At 60.8% G+C, this 2,681-nt stretch carries 3 protein-coding genes; 1 reads left to right on the top strand and 2 read right to left on the bottom strand.

Annotated elements, in window-relative coordinates; all coding sequences use genetic code 11:
• The coding region (locus tag ACFOYU_RS15395; protein WP_377032696.1) for an IS3 family transposase at positions 1 to 98 on the top strand (98 nt) is incomplete at its 5' end.
• 172 nt (positions 99 to 270) lie between these two features.
• Here the strand turns inward: ACFOYU_RS15395 and ACFOYU_RS15400 are convergent.
• Positions 271 to 1,950 (bottom strand): MFS transporter, encoded by a 1,680-nt coding sequence (locus ACFOYU_RS15400; RefSeq protein WP_377034267.1) that lies wholly within the window; start codon positions 1,948 to 1,950, stop codon positions 271 to 273.
• 658 nt (positions 1,951 to 2,608) lie between these two features.
• The gene (locus tag ACFOYU_RS15405; RefSeq protein WP_377034268.1) at positions 2,609 to 2,674 is read right to left on the bottom strand and encodes a hypothetical protein; all 66 of its coding nucleotides are present in this window, start codon (positions 2,672 to 2,674) and stop codon (positions 2,609 to 2,611) included.
• Positions 2,675 to 2,681 lie beyond the last annotated feature (7 nt).

Here is a 2,681-nt window from a genome sequence, read left to right on the forward strand (position 1 = left end):
ATCTGTTCGTCTACATCGAGGGCTACTACAATCGGCAGCGCATTCACTCGGCGCTCGGGTATCTCACGCCCGAGCAAGCAGAGCGGACAGCGAGCTAACCGGTGTCCACTTAATCGAGGGAAGATCATGATGTCTCCAAGACGCCCGCTGTCTTTCGCTATGCCGGACAAGAGCGCCGCTCCTGCAGAGCTGCATCCAGGCGTGTCCTGCTTCCCCAACTGGCTCTGGTAGCGCTATACTAGATGAGACTAAAGTTGCGGTGATATGATCCTAGGACGAACGGTTCGGATCTGTCAGCGGGTCGGCCAGATCATGAACACGCAGCCCCATCTCGGTCGTCGGGCCGCTTGTTTGCCGTTCGATCATGCGCCGCACACGCGGTCGGCTAGGCCCCTGATGCAGTTCCCGGAGGCGCTCTCCCACAGCGGCGTCAGCATGGGTGATGCGTTGATTGTGCCGTATGTAGTCCAGCCATGTTGGGATATGGTAGCGCTCGATCCAGACCTCCGGGTTCTCTAAGTCCCGCAGCAGCGTCCAATGACGTGCACCATCCCGGCGTCGGATCCGCCGCCGTTCCGCCATCACGGCAAGGAAGGCCACCACATCCGCCTCCCGGATTACGTACTCGATCGTGATCACGATTGGGCCGCTACGCGGTCGAATGTCAACCGCAAGATCAGGCTCCGTCCATCGGTTTAGCGGATCAAGGTTCAGCGTCTTCAACTCGGGTAAAGGAAACCGCAGGCCAAGCGTGGCTCCGGCAACCAGCACCCCCGCGGCAATCAGAAGAGCGTCCGACGTGCCATACCGTTCGGCCGCTACGCCCCAGATCCAGCTGCCGAAGGCCATGCCTCCGAAGGTTGCCATCTGGTAGAGCGCCAGAGCGCGCCCAACGACCCAACGCGGCGAGGAGAGCTGCACCGTAGCATTGAAGCTTGAGAGCGCCAGTACCCAGCTGGCTCCGCCCAGAGCCATCGCCACCAGCGTCAGGAGCGCCAAGGAGCTCAGCCCAGCGACTGTTGCACAAACAGCGAAGCTGATGAAGGCAATGCGCACCAGAGCCTCAAGCGACAGGGCCTGCCTCAGGCGCGCGCTGAGGAGAGCACCCCCGACTGCTCCGGCGCCAAAGGCACCAAGCAGGAAGCCATAGGTGAGCGGCCCTCCCTGGATCAGGTCTCGCGCAATGAGCGGCATCAGGGCCTGAATCGCTATAGCTGCGATGCCGAACACTGCTCCCCTCAGGAGTACAGCACCAAGATTGGGTGACATCGCCATGTAGCGAACCCCTGCCGCCATGGCGGAGCCGAGGGTTTCAGGCGGCAAAACCCTGGGTGCCCTGACAGGCTGCCAGCGCGCCAGGACCGCGATCAGCCCAAGATAGCTGACCGCGTTGGTCGCAAAGGCGGCGAAAGCACCTGCGGCGGCGACGATGAGGCCACCCAGAGCCGGGCCGACGCTGCGCGCGATGTTGAAGCCCATGCTGTTGAGAGCAATCGCTGACGGGAGGTCAGAGCGGGGCACCATCTCTCCGACCAGCGACTGCCAAGCGGGGCCGTTGAACGCGGCTCCGCAGCCGACCAAGAAGGTGAAGGTAAGTAGAAGCCAAGGTGTCACGAGGCCAAAGTAAGTGCACAGGGTCAAGGCGACCGATACAGCCAGCAGGAAGAGCTGCGAGGTGAGCATCAGCTTGCGTCGGTCGAAGTTGTCGGCGATGGCGCCGGCCATGAGCGCGAACAGCATGATCGGGAGTGTGCTCGAGGCCTGCACCAGGGTGATGAGATCTGCCGGTGCGCCGATTGACGTCATCAGCCAGGCCGCCCCGACCGACTGGATGAGGCCGCCGAAGTTGGAGGCAAGGCTCGCAATCCAGACAGCTAAGAAGATGCGGTGCCGGAAAGGCGATAACGAGGATATCTGCTCGTCCAGTACTTTAGTGTCTTTTGTCGGCATGGAAGCCTCGATGGTATTTGGGTCCAGAGCGATCCCCAGGGCAACTAGGTAGCGTCAGCAGTGGCGCCTGGACATCGCCACATCAATGGTCCTCCGGCAGAATTTCAGCTGGGACGAGCACAAGTTTCAGGCGATGGCCGCTCCAGAGGTGATGTCCGCCCATGTTCCTGCAGGCAGCGCCGTATAATCTAAATTGGTCCGTGATCATTACCCGCGGGACAACGGCATTCTTCCTCAGCAGTTTACGCAGCAACCGCAAGGACGAAGCCATCCTGATTCACAGCCCGCCAGAGACATTGCCTCTTCAGCAATGGTGATTACTACCTCATCGAGGAGCCACCGATCACCCGGTCTCGGCTTGCACCGACGGAGGTGATGGGCATTTGCCCGACCAAACTTCTCGGTCCAACGGCGAGCCGTTTCGGAGCTGACCTCAATCCCGTGGGTCGACAACATCTCCTCTACCATCAGAGGCTAAGGGGAAGCGGAGGTAGAGCAAAGCCGCGATACTGATCACCTCGTCAAGAGAACGGTGGCGGAGATGTACGGAGTGGGTCTTCCCTGTGCCACCCCACACGCTAGTTCATTATCACATCTTGCTAATGTGACGGGGCTGAAGATCCTCGCCGGGTGATCTCGACCAGGTGACCCGAGGCGCTCAAATGGCCTCCTTGAGTTCCTTGGCAGGGCGGAAGGCGATCTTCTTCGAGGCTTTAATCTTCACCGGCTCC

This window comes from Microvirga sp. GCM10011540 (assembly GCF_042650665.1).
GTDB lineage: Bacteria > Pseudomonadota > Alphaproteobacteria > Rhizobiales > Beijerinckiaceae > Microvirga > Microvirga lenta.

Coding starts and splice junctions, on each gene's coding strand:
- ACFOYU_RS15400 (WP_377034267.1), bottom strand. CDS start 1,950: ATGCCGACAAAAGACACTAAAGTACTGGACGAGCAGATATCCTCGTTA.